This window comes from Enterococcus sp. DIV1682a (assembly GCF_051711005.1).
Classification (GTDB): domain Bacteria; phylum Bacillota; class Bacilli; order Lactobacillales; family Enterococcaceae; genus Enterococcus_B; species Enterococcus_B hirae.
The window spans coordinates 2512473-2529640 of record NZ_JBIOLT010000001.1 but is presented as its reverse complement, the minus strand read 5'-3'; the positions used below and the strand labels follow the sequence as shown (position 1 = coordinate 2529640).

At 39.5% G+C, this 17168-nt stretch carries 10 protein-coding genes, 3 rRNA genes and 1 pseudogene; 11 read left to right on the top strand and 3 right to left on the bottom strand.

From position 1 onward, the window contains the following. Positions 1–410 precede the first annotated feature (410 nt). From IGJ23_RS11585 to IGJ23_RS11555, 7 genes and pseudogenes are all read left to right on the top strand, one after another. Positions 411–1970 (top strand): 16S ribosomal RNA (locus IGJ23_RS11585). Positions 1971–2202: 232 nt separating this feature from the next. Beyond that, positions 2203–5116: ribosomal RNA gene (locus IGJ23_RS11580) — 23S ribosomal RNA — on the top strand. Between the two features lie 93 nt (positions 5117–5209). Next, a 5S ribosomal RNA gene (gene rrf / locus IGJ23_RS11575) occupies positions 5210–5325 on the top strand. The 16S, 23S and 5S rRNA genes sit together here, the layout of an rRNA operon. Before the next feature lie 624 nt (positions 5326–5949). After that, entirely contained in the window at positions 5950–7170 is a 1221-nt protein-coding gene (locus IGJ23_RS11570; protein ID WP_088745263.1) for a metallophosphoesterase family protein, read from the top strand. Continuing rightward, positions 7167–9886, top strand: a pseudogene (locus IGJ23_RS11565) (AAA family ATPase). The gene IGJ23_RS11570 and the pseudogene IGJ23_RS11565 overlap by 4 nt, the downstream one beginning before the upstream one ends. Beyond that, positions 9870–10814: a 3'-5' exoribonuclease YhaM family protein gene (locus tag IGJ23_RS11560; RefSeq protein ID WP_010720909.1), complete on the top strand. Its 945-nt coding sequence runs from the start codon at positions 9870–9872 to the stop codon at positions 10812–10814. The pseudogene IGJ23_RS11565 and the gene IGJ23_RS11560 overlap by 17 nt, the downstream one beginning before the upstream one ends. A 151-nt stretch (positions 10815–10965) precedes the next feature. Next, positions 10966–11181 carry a hypothetical protein gene (locus IGJ23_RS11555; RefSeq protein WP_010720908.1) on the top strand — a complete coding sequence of 72 codons (216 nt, stop codon included), beginning with the start codon at positions 10966–10968 and terminating at the stop codon, positions 11179–11181. Between the two features lie 173 nt (positions 11182–11354). Here the strand turns inward: IGJ23_RS11555 and IGJ23_RS11550 are convergent, their stop codons facing one another. The 3 genes from IGJ23_RS11550 to IGJ23_RS11540 form a co-directional block, all read right to left on the bottom strand. Next, a complete protein-coding gene (locus IGJ23_RS11550; RefSeq protein WP_010737066.1) occupies positions 11355–12365 on the bottom strand; it encodes a peptidylprolyl isomerase in 1011 nt (336 codons plus the stop codon). 176 nt (positions 12366–12541) lie between these two features. Further along, positions 12542–12880 carry a YtxH domain-containing protein gene (locus tag IGJ23_RS11545; protein ID WP_010720906.1) on the bottom strand — a complete coding sequence of 113 codons (339 nt, stop codon included), beginning with the start codon at positions 12878–12880 and terminating at the stop codon, positions 12542–12544. Further along, positions 12873–13307, bottom strand: coding sequence for an HIT family protein (locus tag IGJ23_RS11540; RefSeq protein ID WP_010720905.1), 435 nt, complete (start codon positions 13305–13307; stop codon positions 12873–12875). Before IGJ23_RS11540 ends, IGJ23_RS11545 begins: the two co-directional genes overlap by 8 nt. 135 nt (positions 13308–13442) lie before the next feature. On the opposite strand from IGJ23_RS11540, the gene IGJ23_RS11535 reads away from it, so the two are divergent. From IGJ23_RS11535 to trmB, 4 genes are all read left to right on the top strand, one after another. Further along, positions 13443–14180, top strand: coding sequence for an ABC transporter ATP-binding protein (locus tag IGJ23_RS11535; RefSeq protein WP_010720904.1), 738 nt, complete (start codon positions 13443–13445; stop codon positions 14178–14180). Then, a complete protein-coding gene (locus IGJ23_RS11530; protein ID WP_010720903.1) occupies positions 14173–15384 on the top strand; it encodes an ABC transporter permease in 1212 nt (403 codons plus the stop codon). The genes IGJ23_RS11535 and IGJ23_RS11530 overlap by 8 nt, the downstream gene beginning before the upstream one ends. A gap of 179 nt (positions 15385–15563) precedes the next feature. After that, positions 15564–16346 carry a phosphotransferase family protein gene (locus IGJ23_RS11525; protein WP_010720902.1) on the top strand — a complete coding sequence of 261 codons (783 nt, stop codon included), beginning with the start codon at positions 15564–15566 and terminating at the stop codon, positions 16344–16346. Positions 16347–16484: 138 nt separating this feature from the next. Further along, the gene (gene trmB / locus IGJ23_RS11520; protein ID WP_010720901.1) at positions 16485–17138 is read left to right on the top strand and encodes a tRNA (guanosine(46)-N7)-methyltransferase TrmB; all 654 of its coding nucleotides are present in this window, start codon (positions 16485–16487) and stop codon (positions 17136–17138) included. The last annotated feature ends 30 nt before the right edge of the window (positions 17139–17168 follow it).

The following is a 17168-nucleotide window of genomic DNA, read 5'->3' as shown; positions in this document are numbered from 1 at the left end:
TAGAAAAATTCATTGACATTTACTTTTTAAGGTGATAAGATAACTGAGTCGTAAAAAAGCGATAGCTTACGAAGCTTGATTCTATCGAAAAAAACTTCAAAAAAGTTGTTGACAAATAACAAACGACGAGTTATGATGAATGAGTTGCTGAAACACTTCTAAAAAACGAAGTCAAAAAAACTTTTAAAAAAAGAGTTGACAAACAAACGTCGCTCTGATATGATGTAAAAGTTGCTACGGCAATCTCAACTGATTAGCTTTTAATCAAGTAGACCTTTGAAAACTGAACAAAGCAAAGACAAACCAAATGTGTAGGGCGTCTTGATTGATTCAAGACAACAAACATTTTTAACAAGCAAGCAATATGCTAGCAAACAATTGAGCTTAACAATCGTAAGATTGTTCGAACTTTTTATGAGAGTTTGATCCTGGCTCAGGACGAACGCTGGCGGCGTGCCTAATACATGCAAGTCGAACGCTTCTTTTTCCACCGGAGCTTGCTCCACCGGAAAAAGAGGAGTGGCGAACGGGTGAGTAACACGTGGGTAACCTGCCCATCAGAAGGGGATAACACTTGGAAACAGGTGCTAATACCGTATAACAATCGAAACCGCATGGTTTTGATTTGAAAGGCGCTTTCGGGTGTCGCTGATGGATGGACCCGCGGTGCATTAGCTAGTTGGTGAGGTAACGGCTCACCAAGGCGACGATGCATAGCCGACCTGAGAGGGTGATCGGCCACATTGGGACTGAGACACGGCCCAAACTCCTACGGGAGGCAGCAGTAGGGAATCTTCGGCAATGGACGAAAGTCTGACCGAGCAACGCCGCGTGAGTGAAGAAGGTTTTCGGATCGTAAAACTCTGTTGTTAGAGAAGAACAAGGATGAGAGTAACTGTTCATCCCTTGACGGTATCTAACCAGAAAGCCACGGCTAACTACGTGCCAGCAGCCGCGGTAATACGTAGGTGGCAAGCGTTGTCCGGATTTATTGGGCGTAAAGCGAGCGCAGGCGGTTTCTTAAGTCTGATGTGAAAGCCCCCGGCTCAACCGGGGAGGGTCATTGGAAACTGGGAGACTTGAGTGCAGAAGAGGAGAGTGGAATTCCATGTGTAGCGGTGAAATGCGTAGATATATGGAGGAACACCAGTGGCGAAGGCGGCTCTCTGGTCTGTAACTGACGCTGAGGCTCGAAAGCGTGGGGAGCAAACAGGATTAGATACCCTGGTAGTCCACGCCGTAAACGATGAGTGCTAAGTGTTGGAGGGTTTCCGCCCTTCAGTGCTGCAGCTAACGCATTAAGCACTCCGCCTGGGGAGTACGACCGCAAGGTTGAAACTCAAAGGAATTGACGGGGGCCCGCACAAGCGGTGGAGCATGTGGTTTAATTCGAAGCAACGCGAAGAACCTTACCAGGTCTTGACATCCTTTGACCACTCTAGAGATAGAGCTTCCCCTTCGGGGGCAAAGTGACAGGTGGTGCATGGTTGTCGTCAGCTCGTGTCGTGAGATGTTGGGTTAAGTCCCGCAACGAGCGCAACCCTTATTGTTAGTTGCCATCATTTAGTTGGGCACTCTAGCAAGACTGCCGGTGACAAACCGGAGGAAGGTGGGGATGACGTCAAATCATCATGCCCCTTATGACCTGGGCTACACACGTGCTACAATGGGAAGTACAACGAGTCGCAAAGTCGCGAGGCTAAGCTAATCTCTTAAAGCTTCTCTCAGTTCGGATTGTAGGCTGCAACTCGCCTACATGAAGCCGGAATCGCTAGTAATCGCGGATCAGCACGCCGCGGTGAATACGTTCCCGGGCCTTGTACACACCGCCCGTCACACCACGAGAGTTTGTAACACCCGAAGTCGGTGAGGTAACCTTTTGGAGCCAGCCGCCTAAGGTGGGATAGATGATTGGGGTGAAGTCGTAACAAGGTAGCCGTATCGGAAGGTGCGGCTGGATCACCTCCTTTCTAAGGAATATTACGGAGACTACACTGTTTGTTTTTCACTTTGTTCAGTTTTGAGAGGTTTACTCTCAAAGAGATATTTTTGTTCATTGAAAACTGGATATTTGAAGTAAATTAGTAATACAAACCGAGAACACCGCGTTGAATGAGTTTTTTAATAAGTTCAATTGCTTATTTTCTTGATCGGACTTCTATCGCTAGAAGAAAGATCAAAACCCAACCGCAAGGTTGATAAGGTTAAGTGAATAAGGGCGCACGGTGGATGCCTTGGCACTAGGAGCCGATGAAGGACGGGACTAACACCGATATGCTTTGGGGAGCTGTACGTAAGCTATGATCCAGAGATTTCCGAATGGGGGAACCCAGCATCTTTTATAGGATGTTACGTTTGCGTGAATACATAGCGCATTCGAGGTAGACGCAGAGAACTGAAACATCTAAGTACCTGCAGGAAGAGAAAGAAAATTCGATTCCCTGAGTAGCGGCGAGCGAAACGGGAAAAGCCCAAACCAATGAGCTTGCTCATTGGGGTTGTAGGACTCCAATATGGTAGTTCTTTCAGATAGTCGAATGACTTGGAAAAGTCAGTCAAAGAGGGTAAAAACCCCGTAGATGAAATTTGGAAGGCACCTAGGAGGATCCTGAGTACGGCGGAACACGAGGAATTCCGTCGGAATCCGGGAGGACCATCTCCCAAGGCTAAATACTCCCTAGTGACCGATAGTGAACCAGTACCGTGAGGGAAAGGTGAAAAGCACCCCGGAAGGGGAGTGAAATAGAACCTGAAACCGTGTGCCTACAACAAGTCAAAGCCCGTTAATGGGTGATGGCGTGCCTTTTGTAGAATGAACCGGCGAGTTACGATTGCATGCGAGGTTAAGTTGAAGAGACGGAGCCGCAGCGAAAGCGAGTCTGAATAGGGCGTTTGAGTATGTAGTCGTAGACCCGAAACCATGTGATCTACCCATGTCCAGGTTGAAGGTGCGGTAAAACGCACTGGAGGACCGAACCCACGTACGTTGAAAAGTGCGGGGATGAGGTGTGGGTAGCGGAGAAATTCCAAACGAACTTGGAGATAGCTGGTTCTCTCCGAAATAGCTTTAGGGCTAGCCTCGGAATTGAGAATGATGGAGGTAGAGCACTGTTTGGACTAGGGGCCCATCTCGGGTTACCGAATTCAGATAAACTCCGAATGCCATTCATTCATATCCGGGAGTCAGACTGTGAGTGATAAGATCCATAGTCGAAAGGGAAACAGCCCAGACCACCAGCTAAGGTCCCAAAATATATGTTAAGTGGAAAAGGATGTGGGGTTGCACAGACAACTAGGATGTTGGCTTAGAAGCAGCCACCATTTAAAGAGTGCGTAATAGCTCACTAGTCGAGTGACCCTGCGCCGAAAATGTACCGGGGCTAAACATATTACCGAAGCTGTGGAGTACACCTTTAGGTGTATTGGTAGGAGAGCGTTCTAAGGGCGTTGAAGGCAGATCGTGAGGACTGCTGGAGCGCTTAGAAGTGAGAATGCCGGTATGAGTAGCGAAAGACAGGTGAGAATCCTGTCCACCGAATGACTAAGGTTTCCTGGGGAAGGCTCGTCCGCCCAGGGTTAGTCGGGACCTAAGCCGAGGCCGACAGGCGTAGGCGATGGACAACAGGTTGATATTCCTGTACTCGTTGTTTTTGTTTGAGCAATGGAGGGACGCAGGAGGCTAAGGAATGCAGACGATTGGAAATGTCTGTCTAAGCAGTAAGTCTTGATAGGAGTCAAATGCTTCTGTCTGTACGGACAAGCTGTGATGGGGAGGGAAATAATAGTACCGAAGTTCCTGATGTCACACTGCCGAGAAAAGCTTCTAGTGAGAAAACAACGACCCGTACCGCAAACCGACACAGGTAGTCGAGGAGAGAATCCTAAGGTGAGCGAGAGAACTCTCGTTAAGGAACTCGGCAAAATGACCCCGTAACTTCGGGAGAAGGGGTGCTGATCTAAGATCAGCCGCAGTGAATAGGCCCAAGCGACTGTTTATCAAAAACACAGGTCTCTGCAAAATCGTAAGATGAAGTATAGGGGCTGACGCCTGCCCGGTGCTGGAAGGTTAAGAGGAGTGCTTAGCGTATGCGAAGGTACGAATTGAAGCCCCAGTAAACGGCGGCCGTAACTATAACGGTCCTAAGGTAGCGAAATTCCTTGTCGGGTAAGTTCCGACCCGCACGAAAGGCGTAACGATTTGGGCACTGTCTCAACGAGAGACTCGGTGAAATTTTAGTACCTGTGAAGATGCAGGTTACCCGCGACAGGACGGAAAGACCCCATGGAGCTTTACTGTAGTTTGATATTGAGTGTCTGTACCGCATGTACAGGATAGGTAGGAGCCGTAGAAATCGGAACGCTAGTTTCGATGGAGGCGCTGGTGGGATACTACCCCTGCGTTATGGCCACTCTAACCCGCACCACTGATCGTGGTGGGAGACAGTGTCAGATGGGCAGTTTGACTGGGGCGGTCGCCTCCTAAAAGGTAACGGAGGCGCCCAAAGGTTCCCTCAGAATGGTTGGAAATCATTCGAAGAGTGTAAAGGCAGAAGGGAGCTTGACTGCGAGACCAACAAGTCGAGCAGGGACGAAAGTCGGGCTTAGTGATCCGGTGGTTCCGCATGGAAGGGCCATCGCTCAACGGATAAAAGCTACCCTGGGGATAACAGGCTTATCTCCCCCAAGAGTCCACATCGACGGGGAGGTTTGGCACCTCGATGTCGGCTCGTCGCATCCTGGGGCTGTAGTCGGTCCCAAGGGTTGGGCTGTTCGCCCATTAAAGCGGCACGCGAGCTGGGTTCAGAACGTCGTGAGACAGTTCGGTCCCTATCCGTCGCGGGCGTTGGAAATTTGAGAGGAGCTGTCCTTAGTACGAGAGGACCGGGATGGACTTACCGCTGGTGTACCAGTTGTTCTGCCAAGGGCATTGCTGGGTAGCTATGTAGGGAAGGGATAAACGCTGAAAGCATCTAAGTGTGAAGCCCACCTCAAGATGAGATTTCCCATTTCTTTAAGAAAGTAAGATCCCTGAGAGATGATCAGGTAGATAGGTCAGGAGTGGAAGTACAGTGATGTATGGAGCGGACTGATACTAATCGATCGAGGACTTAACCACATTGGTAAAGAAAAAAACTCGGTAGAGTTTACGAAATACTTCAAATCCAGTTTTGAGTGAGCAAAAGCAAACTCAATAATGATAACACCACAGTGTGGTGGCGATAGCGAGAAGGATACACCTGTAACCATGCCGAACACAGAAGTTAAGCTTCTTAGCGCCGATTGTAGTGAGGGGTTGCCCCTTGTGAGAGTAGGACGTCGCCACGCAAATGGTGAAAAGCAGATGAATTTAGTTCATCTGCTTTTTTGTTTGCATAAATTAAGAGAAAATAAAAAGTTAGGAATAATCGTATTTGGGATTGTTCCTAGCTTTTTTACAAACAAAGGAATATTAAAACAATGAAGATGGAAAAGCGAGGCATTCCTCCTATTTAGCTGGTTTTTAGTAAAAGATGAAAGGTGACAAAATTAAATATAGTTAACAGGTTGTTTGACGAAGTGAGGCTGCCAAGTAAAAAAATTGCACTGAAATTTGCAAACAGATTAAAGATAGACAGCTGGAAATACAAGTTACGCTACATATCAAAAGACAGTGTGTTAATTCCCCATTTTCTTTTTCTATCCTTTTAGAGAAAAAGGAGTAAATAATCCTCATGTTTCTACTTTTACCATAAAATACAAAAAAGTTAGGCATAAAGCAAGGGGAGAATTGGTCGGAGTAATCTATTCGAGTGAATGCGAACAAATTTTCGGTTTTTGATGAAAAAAAGCAATGAAAATGGTATGATAAAAGGGCATATAATTTTATAAAGCAGTACCTATTTTATAAAAATTATTCAAATAAAGCCGGATAAGGCATAAATTCATCTTGAGTAAAAAGGAGGACACTCGATGGTTAAATTCATCCATGCAGCTGATTTACATATCGATCGCTCTTTTGAAGGACTAGTAAATTTAGATAAATCGGTACAGGAAAAATTATTAGAGGTTAATTTAAAAGTTTTAGCAAATATTGTAGACAAGGCTATAATAAATGAAGTTGATTTTGTTTTACTTGCGGGAGACACCTTCCATCAAAATCGTCCTTCATTAAAAATTCAAAAACATTTTTTTGATCAAATCGAACGATTGAATGAAAAAGAGATTGCTGTCTATTTGACATTTGGAAATCATGATTATTATCAATCAGAGCGCTACTGGTTTACTTTTCCCGAAAATGTCCATTTATTTACTTCGGAAGAGGTAGAAACAAAGACATTTTTATCTAAAAAAGGGGAAAAGGTCGCCATCAGCGGGTTTAGTTATTTACACCAATGGATACAGGGAGATAAAGTTGCTGAATTTCCTTTACGACACTCAGTGGATTATCATATCGGTCTGTATCATGGCGAAATAGGGAGCAATCAGCGGGGAAACTATGCACCTTTTCAGCCGTCTAAAATGCAGGAAAAAGGCTATGATTATTGGGCATTAGGACATATCCATGTGCCAATGTCTTTAAACGAAAAAGAAACAATGAATTATCCAGGGGCACCTCAAGGCCATACCCAAAAAGAGCAGACAGCTAGAAATGTTTTATTGGTTGAATTGACCTCCAGTGAATGCCAGACGATTCCGCTAGAGGTCGCAGAAGTATACTGGGAGAGTAAGACCGTGTCTTTAAAAACTGCTCGGACTACGCAAGACGTGTTACAAGTGATCCAAGAGCAGTTAACTATGGGAAATCCAAAACTGACGTTGTTAGATTTAAAGGTAACAGAGTATCATCACTTGAACCAAGAAGTGATTGATCGAATCTATTCTGGCGAATTACTTGAGTATTTAATGGAAAAAATAGCCAACCTATCTACAAATTTACTTATTTGGCGTATATCTATTAAGGAAGATGAAAGAATGAATCGAGTATCGTTGAAGGTCTCACAGACATTAGTTGACCAACTCTTTGAAACTTATCGGGTAAGTGAAGATTTCCATCAGATTTTAGGTGAGATGTACAGTCATCCTGATGCGGTTCGCTTGATGAATGATTTACCTGAATATCAGGAAGGTACCTTGACTAAAGCCAAGGCAATACTGGAGCAAGATTTTGTGTTTGAGGAGGAAAGTATATGAGAATCCTTCGAATCGAAATAGCTGCATTTGGTAAGTGGAGACAAAAAACATTTGATTTTATTTCTGGAAATCAATTGATCTACGGTGAAAATGAAGCAGGCAAGTCAACGATTTACCAATTTATTCAGGCTGTATTATTTGGCTTCCCTTCAAAAGGAAAGAAGAAAAAAGACTATACGCCGAAAGATGGGGCTGCCTATGGTGGGAAAATTTGGTTAGAACATCCAGTTCATGGAGAAATACTAGTTGAACGTTACAAACAGCAAAATCGTGGGAAATCCAAAGTCCTTTTTAATGAGCAACAGGGAAGTGATGAATTATTAGAGAAATTACTTTCTCCACTAACAAAGGATTTATTTCAGCAGGTTTTTACTTTTCAACAAGAACAGTTAACTGAACTAGATCATCTACGAGAAAAAGAATTACATGATGCACTGATCTCATTAGGGATTACGGGTAGTTCGTATGTTTTTCAAAAAAGACAAGAATATTATCAGCAAGCCCAACAGCTTTTTAAGAAAAAAGGGCAGAAACTGCTTATCAATCAGAAATTGAATGAGTGGAAGAACCTTCAAGAAAGAGTCCATCAAAAACAAGAGCAGGAATCTTTTTTCGGTGAACTCGTTCGACAAGAACAAGCCTACAGTCAAGATCAAAGAGAGCTACAAAAAAAACTCCAAGAGATAAACGAAAAAATTTCTCAGATCAAGCAGCAAGAGCTGAATTATTCTTTATACGAAGAGTGGCAAACACTTAAAGCCAATACCTTACCACAAGTTCCTGAAGAACAGTTGCTTTTAGACTTAGAGGAATTCACTAAACGCTATCAGCAGATGACGGAACGCCTAGATGAGCTCGAAGCTACTTTAGAAAAACATAGCGGAATGGATCAACAGTCGGCACGATATTATTTCTATTTGGAACAAGAGCAAGTACTAAAAGAATTGCAACAACAGCAAACACAAATCGAACATTGGCTGAATGAGTGGCAAAGACTCCAAGTGGAAGAACGAGAAATTGATTCAGAATTAAAAATTTTAGAACAAAGCTGGCAATGGCAACGGACACAAGAGCCACAAGAATTTTTGCATACTGAAGAGTGGCAACAACTATTTTCTGAAAATCGTTTGTTGAAAGAACAAGTCAATCAATTATCAATCAGATCAGAAATCGTCTTAGAGCAGCAGCGGACGATTGAAGCGGAGATCAACCAATTAGAAGCCACACATCCAGAATTATTACAGTCGGCACCTTCAGAAGTTCGTTCAAAGAACAAAACACCGTTTGCTATTATCGGCGGATTCTTTTTTGTGGTGGGAATCTTCCTACCAATGCCTTGGAAACTAGGAGTCTTTTTATTAGCCTTAGGTACATTGGGGTATTCATTTTATGAAAGGAAATCACTGAATGGTCAGAAAAGTGATTTATCAGAAATCAAAGGTAAGTGGCAAGAAAAACTGGGACAATTAGACAATACGTTAGCTCAAATCGAAGAAATCAATCAAAGTAAAAATAAGCTAGTGATTGAACAACAAAAAATCCAACAAAAAGCCTTCGATTTTACAAAGGTCCATCACTTAGGAACGATGAATACCTTAGAAGCGATGAAGGAATATGGGCATGAAGTATCCGATTATCAAGACTTGTATAGCCGCTTGATCAAGAAACAAGAACGAGCAAATGAGATTCAACAAAAGTTGGTACAGCTTGATCGTCAGTTTGAATTGATTAAGGAATGGTTACCGTTACAAGATAAAGGAATCGCTGAAAAAATGGTGCTTTTAACGAACTTCATCCAAGAAATGGAACAATTGAAATTCGCTAGAAGTTACCAACAAAATACACTGTTGAAACAAGAAATCAACCAATTGAAAAAGAAACAAAAAAGTTTGATCGAACACTATAGCGGACAGATGGAACAGGTCGGACTTGCTTATCCATCCGAAGTAGCTGCTTATTTGCAAAAAGCGCAACAAACAAAAACACAACTTCAACGACTAAAAGAGTTGGATGAGATTCTCGCGCCACTTTTTCCAAAAAAACGGACACGGGAGCAATTAAGTACTGAACTGTATCATAATCAAGAGAAACAACGGCAGTATCAGTTTGAAGAAAAACAATTGATCGAACAACGTCAGCGGTTAAAGATCCAAATCGAGGAATTACAAAAAGATGGTACGTTGGATGAGATGTACCAAGAAGAAAGTTTATTGAGAGCACAACTGCAACAACTGATGGAACATTGGGGCGGTCTAATGGTCGCTGGGACTTTTTTAGGGGATCTGTCTACAGAAATGAGTGAACGTCAATTACCACAATTGTTAAAAGCTGCTGGTCACTATTTAGGAGTCTTAACACAAAATCATTACCAAGAGATATTATTGAGAAATGATACTTTGACGCTAACAGACGGTGTAACTGATTTTCCCATTTATGAATTATCTACAGGAACGAAAGATCAACTGATTATGGCCATGCGCTTTGCCTATCTATCGTTAGAATCAAAACGTTCGATTTGTCCAATCATCATTGATGACGGTTGGTTGCATTATGACCATCAAAGAAAATATCAATTAGCCAAATTGTTAGCTGATTTCGGTCAAAATTATCAAGTTATTTGTTTTTCTTCTGACCAAGAAATGGTAAGCTATTATCAGGAGCTTCAACAATCTGTGAATATATTAAAGGATGTATAAAGAATGAAAAAAATTCGTGAATTAGTTGTCGATGAACAATTTGAATTGTTTGTTTTAATTAAAAATGCTGATGTCAGAGTTGCGAAAAACGGAAAAAAATTTATTGCATTTACTTTTCAAGATACGTCTGGAACGATTGATGGCAAATATTGGGATGCTTCTGAAGAAGAGATCAACAAGTTTACTGCTGGGACAGTTGTTTTCTTAAGTGGGAAGCGGGAAATTTATCAAGGAAACCCACAAGTAAAGATTTTGCATATGCGATTGACTAAACTTGAAGAGCCAAGTGATCCTAGTTTTTATATGGAAAGGGCTCCTTTGAAAAAAGAAGAAATGGAAGAAGAAATCAATCAATTATTATTTGATATAACAAATGCTCATTGGAATCGGATTGTCCGTCATTTACTAAATAAATATCAAAAGCAATTTTTTGAATTTCCCGCAGCAAAACGGAATCATCATGCTTTTGCGAGTGGATTAGCTTACCACACATTGACTATGTTGCATTTAGGTAAAACGATTGCTGATGAATATCCAGAATTGAATCGATCGTTGTTATACGCAGGAATCATTTTACACGATCTCGGAAAAGTGATTGAATTATCTGGACCGATGAGTACGGAATATACTTTAGCGGGTAATCTAGTGGGGCATTTGGTACTAGTAGATGAAGAAATCACGAGAGCATGTATCGCATTGAAAATAAATGAAGCAGATGAAGATGTTTTGGTATTAAGACATATGGTCTTAGCACATCACGGCTTATTAGAATACGGATCGCCTGTTCGACCACGGATCATGGAAGCAGAAATCTTGCATCAGATCGATAATCTCGATGCTTCAATGCAAATGATGTTGACGTCGATTCGTCAAACAGAACCTGGAAAATACACTGAACGGATTTTTGGAATGGAAAATCGTAGTTTCTATGTTCCCAAAGAACTATAGATAACTAAAGGCACGTAGCCTAACACGAACTACTTGTGAGCCTACGTGTCTTTATTATTGGAAAATTTATTTTGTTATTGATAAAAATCTACAATAGTGTAAGATTGTAGTCAGATGAGAAACCGTTTTACTAATAGGGGGAAAATAGTTAATGAATCATTATATCCAATCTCTTGGCGTTCAAAGAGATCCGCTATTTTTCTGGGTATTGGGAATTTTCTTCTCAGTATGTTTGTTGTATATGGCTTATAAATTGAGAAACAAATCCAAGATTGCTTTGATTACTTTAACGACTACGGGCGTCTTTATTTGTATTTTTGCTATGTTTGCAACGATCGTTACACTGATGACCAGAATCAGTTACTAAAAAACAGCTCTTTGTCAAAGTGAATAGGTAGCGAAAAAACATCAAAGTCAATCATTTACTTTGGTGTTTTAATATATGCTTATCTTTTATAAAAAATAAGGTGGAAATTACGATCCTTCTTAGAAATTATAGCGTCAAAAAAAACAGACCTGGATAGGTCTGTTTTTTTCATTTTATTTGCTTGATGATTCAGTTGTTGATGATTCAGAAGTTTTTGTTGATTCAGTTGTTTTAGATTCAGAAGATTTTGTTGATTTTGTTTTAGACTCAGATGTATTGGTATTAGCTGTTTCCATAGTAAATGGCGTTAATACATTTTTAAAGGCATCATCTGTGACTTTTACATTTTCTTCTTTTAATACTTTAGCGATAATTTCTTTTTGTAGGTCTTGATCACTTTCTTTTGTATCTCGGGCGATTGATTCTAATTGTTTCTTGTATTTATTCATGTCATCGCCTTTATTTTGGTTTTTGACCATTTTTACAACATAATAATCTGTTGAGTATGAAGTTGTATTTGTCGCTGAGATAACGTCAGATACTTGACCGTCTTTTAATTTGAAGGCTGCTTCTTTCACTTCAGTTGGAACATCTGTCGTTTGAGAGTCAAATTTGATTTTTCCGCCATCTTTTTTAGTTGCTTCATCGGTTGATTTTTCTTTTGCCAGTTTCGCAAAATCAGTTCCATCATCTGCTGATTTTTTCACTTCTTTTGCTTCATCTTCACTGCTTACTTTAATGATTTGTGCTTCAACTTCTGGATGGAAAGTTTTCCAAGCTTCTTTTAAATCTTTTTCTGTCACTTTGACGTTAGCACTTATACCAGCTTTTAATACTAAACTGCTTCTAAGTGCTTGTTTATATGAGTCTTCTGTATAACCAGCTGCTTCTAATTGTGATTTAAAGGTGTCACCGTAAGTTTCTTCATTCTTTTTGTATTCAGCATTGACATCTTTATCCGTTACTTTATCGCCATATTTATTTTCAAAGGCTTTGTAAATAATCATATTTTGAACTAATTGTTGGTTGTTTTGCGTATGTTTTGCTTCATTATAAAAATCTTCAACCGTGATAGTTCCGCCTTTCATTGTGGCGATGTCTTTATTTGTACTACCTGAACAAGCAGCTAATGCTAATACAGCTAGCGCACTAGTTGCAGCTAAAATTATTTTTTTCTTTTTCATTAAAATTGCTCTCCTGTGATTTATTATTATTCTTACAATAATAACTATACCATATCTATTTATTAATAAAAACGTTCTCGTGATAGTTTCAAATAAAATTCAAATTTTGATCACATTCCTAACTAAAAATTAAAAAAACAATAAAATTAAAATCAAAAGTGTTATAAAATTCCGCATTATTGCATGTCTTGTGGCAAATCATTTGTTAATTTTTCAACTTGTTCTTGGATTTGTGCAATTCTTGGTTCTGCTTGAAATTTAAAATTTTCAATATCTTTTTTCATTGATTCTTGAAAAGCGGGGATCAAAGTATTAGCTGTTTCTTTTGTGTCAACTAATGCTTGTTTGAAATTATTAAGACTGTTATTTAAATCATTTGTTAATTCCGTTGCTTCGTCTAGTTCAGCGATCAATTTTTTTCTGGTTTCGTTCCCGCTTCTAGGAGCAAATAACAATCCAGATATAGCTCCAACGGTCGTTCCGAAAACGATTCCTTTTAAAAAGTTTTTAATCAATGTTCTTCACCTGCTTTACAATGGTATGTTGAATTTGTTGCAATTCTTCCGCACTATATTCTGACTGATGGTTACCAAAGTGGATCGAAAAATCATCTTCTTTACTATAGCGAGGGACCAAATGGACATGTGAATGAAATACAGATTGATAAGCCAATTCACGGTTATTATTCAAGATATTCAGTCCTTGCATCTCAGGAAAAGCTTCTTCAATTGAACGAGCGATTTTAGGGATACGTGAAAAGACATCAGCTGCTAGTACTTCGTCATATTCAAAAATATCAGAAACGTGTTGTTTTGGAATAACTAGTGTGTGTCCTTTTGTAGCTTGGGATATATCTAAAAATGCATAGACTTTTTCGTCTTCGTAGATTTTATAACTAGGGATTTCTTGCTTAATAATTTTACAAAAGATACAGTTTTCCATAGGAAACATCCTTTCCATCAAAAATATTATTTATGTTAACTTTACCATATGTTCAAAGATTTGTATGAAAAAAAATAAATTGACTTTGTTTTCTTCATGGTATAATAAAAACAATCGAACGACGGAGGAAAAATTATGAGTCTAATTGTGGAACATGTAACAGGTGGCTATGGACATCTACCTGTTTTAAAAGATATTAGTTTTAGTGTACAGCCTGGCGAAATGGTAGGATTGATCGGTTTAAATGGCGCTGGGAAAAGTACAACGATCAAACATATCATTGGCCTCTTAGAACAAAAAAAAGGATCTATCACGATTAATGATCTGAGTTTGAAAAAAAATACTGAAGAATACCGAAAACAAATCGGTTTTATACCTGAAACGCCTTCTTTATATGAAGAACTAACTTTAAGAGAACATATCGAAGTGACTGCGATGGCCTATGATATTCCAATCGATATAGCGATGCAACGAGCTGAGAAATTGTTACATACGTTTCGTTTAGAGAATCGTTTGGAATGGTTGCCAGCCAATTTTTCAAAAGGGATGAAACAAAAGGTGATGATCTTGTGTGCTTTCTTGATCGAGCCTTCTTTGTACATTATTGATGAGCCTTTTTTAGGATTAGATCCATTAGCAATCAATGCTCTTTTAGAACTAATGGTAGAAATGAAAAATGAAGGTTCAGGGATCTTGATGTCTACGCATATTTTAGCTACGGCAGAAAAATATTGTGATCGTTTTGTAGTTCTGCACAATGGAGAAATACGTGCAGATGGAACCTTAAAAGACTTACAGGAGGAATTCCGACTACCTGATTCTTCACTGGATGAAATTTATATCTCCTTGACAAAGGAGCAGGATCATGAATAATTTCTTTCAATTGCGATTAGCAAAACACCAGAAAAAAATGATGAAGTATTTGCGTTATGTACTAAATGATCATTTTGTATTGGTTTGCTTATTTCTATTTGGCGGAGTCGGCTTTTACTATTCAAACTGGTTAAAAACGTTAACGACTCCTTTTCAAATGGGTGGGATTATCCTTACGATCTTTTGGTTTATTTGTTTGTTTTTTGGTAAATTTGCCACTTTCACGCAAGCGGCCGATCTGGTTTTTCTACTACCGAAAGAAAAGGAGATGCATCAGTATCTCCAACGAGCTTTTCTTTATTCCAGTCTATTTCCTTTTCTGTTCTTAGGACTAGCTTGTGGCTTTTCAATGCCCCTCGTGGTTGTGACAACCGGGCAGCCTTTTTCTTTTTATTTCGTTTATTTACTGATTCTCTGGGGATTGAAGAGTAGTCAACTACAAATCAAACGAGTGGAGCTTTTCCGAATTGAAGAGAAAAAATTGATGGTATGGAAAGCTTCTTGGTATCTTTCGACATTGCTGATCTTGTTGCTTACGGTCTATGGATGGCTCTGGCTTGGATTGTTAGCTATGTTGATTCAATTAAATATTTACTTTTGGTTTTTATGGAAAAATATGACGTATCGGTTGGATTGGGAAAAAATGATACAAAAAGAAGAGCAACGTTTACATCAAATCTATCAATTCATCAATCTTTTTACTGACGTGCCGGAAATCACTTCTAAAGTCAAAAGAAGAAGGTATTTAGACCCGTTGCTTCAACATACGAAGAAAACGAAAGATAATACTTATTATTATCTTTATGTCAGAAGATTTATTAGAGGTTCTGATTTCAGTGGTCTTTTCTTACGCTTAGTGTTGATTGGAAGTATCTTGATTGCAGGTATTGAAGATGTTTATTTTATAACTGCTATTGGTGCGCTTTTTATCTATTTGATCGGATTCCAAGTGATTCCTTTATACAATCAATTTCGTTACATGACACTTGTCCAACTTTATCCAATCACGGAAAAGCAAAAAGAAGTTGCGCTGCAAAAGTTATTGTTAAATCTTTTGCTGATTGCCGCTAGTCTTTTTGGATTGATTGGTGCGATCGTATTAAATGGTCTAGACAAACTCATACCGATTATCAGTTATTTGATTGTCATCGGCTTGTTTATTAAAATCTATACACCGACTCGGATCAAGAAAATGAACGAATAAAAGAGGTGAAAAAACGAGAGAATAAGGCAGATTTGCTTTTTCTCTCGTTTTTTTGATAAAAGATGGTTTTTTAGAGAGGAATACAGGAAAAAAGAACGTATATGTGCTTGACGTTCGGGGCTTAGGCGACTAGAATAATAAGTACTGCAAATCATAGAGTTTAGAGGACGGGAGAATGCATGATGGAGTTTCAGTTAGACCAAGAATGGCGTTTACGCCCAATCAAAGGTGATACGGGAAAAACATACATAGGCATGCGCGATGAAGATAAGGTCTTTATTAAACGCAATACGACTCCAATGCTTGCTGCACTATCCCGAGAAGGAATTACACCAAAACTGGTATGGACGAAACGGACAGGAAATGGCGATACCTTAACAGCACAGGAATGGCTAGAAGGACGTTTATTAACTCCGACAGAGATCGGCCAGCGAAATGATGTTATTGATGTCTTGTATCATTTGCATCATTCTGCTTCACTTAAAACGATGTTGACTCGGATCGGTGGCAGAGTGATGACACCAGAAAAAATGTTGCAACAATATGAACTGGAGTTACCTGAGACACTCAGAAAGAATCGATTTTTACAAATCGTTCACCAGTTTTTGCGTCAACAAATTCCACAGATGGATAAAGAGAACTTTGCAGTTGTACACGGAGATGTCAATCATCGGAACTGGTTAGTGTGCAAAAATTATTTGTATCTAGTTGATTGGGATTCAATTATGTTTGCTGATCCAGCGGTGGATATTGCCACGATTTTAGGGAATTATGTTCCATTATCTAATTGGAATCAATGGCTCGTTACTTATGGGATTCGCCCAACGGATGAGATATTAGAAAAATTACATTGGTATGCTGCGATGAATCTTTTACAAGAGATTACCCGATATTGTCAGCGTGAAGATCATCGACGAATGAATGAAGAGATCTTACAGTTGAAAAGAATTTTTAGTGGTTGAGCAAAGAGTCAAAAAGAATGAGTACGGTGTACGAATAAAGCATTTATTGTCGATTATTTATTCAGAGTTAAGATCAGAAGAGTAGAACATCACTTGTCTGATCTTTATTTTTTTAGGAAAGAAAGGAATGGAGTTTTCATGCGTGTACGTAATCGCCCAGGTGCTGCTGAAATGCTAGCAGCGCATCCAGATCTAGTAATAAGTGAACCAACCAAGTGGAGAGGTAAGTGGAACGAACTATTTGGCAATGAGCAGCCGATCCATATTGAAATTGGTATGGGAAAAGGTCAGTTTATCACAGGAATGGCTAAGGCTCATCCTGAAATCAATTATATCGGGGTAGAAATGCAAGTCAGCGTTGTATCAATTGCTTTAGATAAATTAATTGAACAACCATTACCAAATTTAAAATTATTGCATGTTGATGGTTCAGCGTTGACGGAATATTTTGCAGATAGTGAGATTGATCAAATCTATTTGAACTTTTCTGATCCGTGGCCTAAAAAAAGACATGAAAAACGCCGGTTAACGTATCATACATTTTTAGCGGTGGATGAACAAATTCTACGCCCTAAAGGAGAAATCCATTTTAAAACAGATAACCAAGGACTATTTGAATATTCATTAGCTAGTTTTTCTCAATACGGCATGATCATCAAACAAGTATGGTTAGATTTACATCAAAGTAAATATGAAGGAAATATCATGACTGAATACGAAGAAAAATTTTCTTCAAGAGGTCAAAGAATCTATCGTGTTGAAGCTCAATTTCCAGATAAAACGAAGAAATAATGACTTCATTTAATCAAAAGCAACCGAAAC

Coding starts and splice junctions, on each gene's coding strand:
- IGJ23_RS11525 (WP_010720902.1), top strand. CDS start 15,564: ATGATGGAGTTTCAGTTAGACCAAGAATGGCGTTTACGCCCAATCAAA.
- IGJ23_RS11550 (WP_010737066.1), bottom strand. CDS start 12,365: ATGAAAAAGAAAAAAATAATTTTAGCTGCAACTAGTGCGCTAGCTGTA.
- IGJ23_RS11530 (WP_010720903.1), top strand. CDS start 14,173: ATGAATAATTTCTTTCAATTGCGATTAGCAAAACACCAGAAAAAAATG.
- IGJ23_RS11570 (WP_088745263.1), top strand. CDS start 5,950: ATGGTTAAATTCATCCATGCAGCTGATTTACATATCGATCGCTCTTTT.
- IGJ23_RS11535 (WP_010720904.1), top strand. CDS start 13,443: ATGAGTCTAATTGTGGAACATGTAACAGGTGGCTATGGACATCTACCT.
- trmB (WP_010720901.1), top strand. CDS start 16,485: ATGCGTGTACGTAATCGCCCAGGTGCTGCTGAAATGCTAGCAGCGCAT.
- IGJ23_RS11540 (WP_010720905.1), bottom strand. CDS start 13,307: ATGGAAAACTGTATCTTTTGTAAAATTATTAAGCAAGAAATCCCTAGT.
- IGJ23_RS11555 (WP_010720908.1), top strand. CDS start 10,966: ATGAATCATTATATCCAATCTCTTGGCGTTCAAAGAGATCCGCTATTT.
- IGJ23_RS11560 (WP_010720909.1), top strand. CDS start 9,870: ATGAAAAAAATTCGTGAATTAGTTGTCGATGAACAATTTGAATTGTTT.